Annotated in this window: 1 protein-coding gene and 1 pseudogene; both read right to left on the bottom strand. The window is 76.4% G+C overall.

From position 1 onward, the window contains the following. Window positions 1-736: pseudogene (locus ACFV0G_RS37415) on the bottom strand (nitroreductase); the annotation flags it as partial. A gap of 86 nt (window positions 737-822) precedes the next feature. Then, a partial coding sequence (locus tag ACFV0G_RS37410) for a TOMM precursor leader peptide-binding protein (protein ID WP_380557690.1) occupies window positions 823-2,484 on the bottom strand: 1,662 nt, incomplete at its 5' end.

Raw genomic sequence — 2,484 nt, 5'->3', positions numbered from 1 at the left:
AGTGCCCGCGTGCGCCCCACACCAACCCCCCCCCCCGACTCCTCACCACCCGCCTCGCCCACCCCCCCCCCGGGCCCCGCCCCCCCGCCCACATCCGCCAGGTCTGCAGCAGGGCGCCGACGTCCATCGACACGGCGTGGTAGCAGAAGCTGTTGTACTTGAAGGAGTTCTGCCAGAACTTCACCCCGAGCACCAGGAACTGGTCGGTGTCCGCCGTGCCCGCCGCGCCGCCCAGCGCGGCCCGCACCTCGCCCGAGACGTCGCCCGCGAGCAGGCGCTGCACGGCGTGGTGCGCGGGGGAGTAGCGGTACACGCCGGGGACGAGCGGCCCGCCGGGCCCGCAGACCCAGGTCGTCTCCACCGGGTACAGGCCGCCGCCGGACGCCGTGCCGCGCGACCAGTTGGCCTGGGTGTGCAGCGGCAGCCCGCCGAGGTCGGAGTTGGCCTGCACCGCGAGCCGGCGCCCCGTCAGCCCGTACGAGTCCAGCAGCATCCCGGAGAGCAGCGGCAGCGAGAAGGCGCCGTCTCCCGCTGCCGCGACGCCGGATGCCGCAAGGGCCCGGGCGACGGTCGCCGATGCGGGGTAGTCGCCCTGCGGCAGTGGCAGGGTGTCCGCGCCCGGGTAGTACTTCTCCTTGCGCGGCCGGTCCGACCAGTCGGGGACGAAGTCGGCGGGTTCCATCGGATGCCGGGCGCGCTGCATCACGGCGGCCGCGTACTCGTGGGCGTACCCCATGCGGAGTCCTCTCTGCAGCCGCCCGGGGGAGGCGGGCCGATGGTCGTCGGCGGTGTCCGGGGCCGGTCCGGCCGGCCCCGGCGGGGTCAGGGGAAGGGGTGCGGGGCGGGGTTGAGCTCGTCGGGGCGCAGATCCCCGTCGAGGCGGCCGGCCTCCCGGAGGGCGGTGCGCAGGCGCGGCATGTGCAGCGCACGCTGGCGCCACCGGCCGAAGTCGATGGGGATCAGGCCCGGCACCAGGACGGCGGCCGTGTGCAGGCCCGACTCGCGCTGCTCGGGGGTGGTCTGGTCGACCACGACCACGTCGAAGCCCCTCGCGGTCACCGCCTCCAACGCCCGCTCCAGGTCGTCCCGGACGTCGGCCGCCGGGGGGTGCGGGCCCGCCAGGTCGGCCACCGCGCGCCGACGAGGTCCGGACCCGCTCGGGCCGGATCCGATGAGGTCCTGCTCGCTCGGGTCCGCCGCGCGCGGGGCGAGCAGGAAGTCCGCGTAGCCGGCCATCTCCGGCAGCCCGTACAGCAGCGGGTGGTCGTGCAGGGCCCGCACCTGGTCGAAGTCGGCGGCCATCGCGCGCAGCCGGGCCAGGTCGCGCAGGGTGCGCCGCGGCAGGTTGACCGCGTCGGTGGCGATCTCGGCCAGGGCCGCGGCGAGGGCCGCCTCCGGGTCGGGGCTCGCGCCGGCGCCGAAGCAGAGCGCGCCCGGGCCGCCGTCCGTCCGCTGGGCGACCGCCGTGACGACCGGGACCGGGAAGGTGATCCGGGTGTCGAAGAACCGCGCCCGGTAGCCGTACATCGCCAGCCGGTCCACCAGGTGGCGGGTGGCCGGCCGGCGGCTGGTGGCGGGGTCGATCTCGGGCAGTGGCACCCGGCCGTACCAGGAGATCAGGAAGGCGTCCCGCTCCACCGCCTCCAGCAGGCCGAACAGCACCGCCTCCTCCAGGCAGCCGCCGGAGGCGCAGCCGTTGGAGCTCTCCTGGACGAACCGCTCCGCCGGGCCGCCGGGCGCGTGGTAGTACGCCAGCACCTCCGGCACCAGCAGCGGGCGCCGGTCACGGAGCGACCAGCCCCACACCCAGCGGATCGGGCGGTCCGGCGAGAACGGCCGCACCTGCGGCTGCCTGCGGTGGAAGTCCTCGGAGTACAGGCCGCAGCTGCGCGGGTCCAGCGCGTCGTCGCCCAGGTCCCGGTATGCGGCGGTGACCGCCGTGGTCCTTCCCCGGGCGCGCATCCCGGCATGCCGCTCCAGGCCCTCCAGCACACCGACCCGCACACTGCGGGCGTACCTGCCGGTGTGGCCGCCCCAGAAGGTCTCCCGCAGGTAGCTGCCCGAGCGCAGCGTGAAGCACCCGACGACGGAGGACGTCGAGGCGGACGTCAGATCCGGGACGACGGACGTGCCGAGCATCCCGCAGACCGGGTTGGCGAACGGCTCCAGCGGCAGGTCGTACGCGTCGGCACCGCGCCGCCGCATCGAGGACGGCTCCTCCTTGGGCGCCGGCCGCAGCTCGATCCGGGCGCCCTCGGCGGTGTCCGCGACGGCCGTGCCGCACTCCTGGCACTCCGCGTCGCGGACCAGCGGCGCCCGGCTCACCCGCAGCGTCTCCAGATCGAGCAGGTACACCGGGGCGAAGCGCCCGGGCGGGCCGGGGCGGCGCCGCTCGCGGTCGCGGTGCGCGGCGGCCAGCGCGGCCAGGGCGTCGGCGGCGAACGGCGTGGCATACGGCGGCTCGCCCGCCGCCCGGGTGCCCGC

The sequence above is a fragment of the Kitasatospora sp. NPDC059571 genome (assembly GCF_042735675.1).
In the GTDB taxonomy this organism is placed as follows: domain Bacteria; phylum Actinomycetota; class Actinomycetes; order Streptomycetales; family Streptomycetaceae; genus Kitasatospora.
Note: the sequence above shows the minus strand (reverse complement) of the source record. Positions and strands in the feature narration are given on the sequence as shown.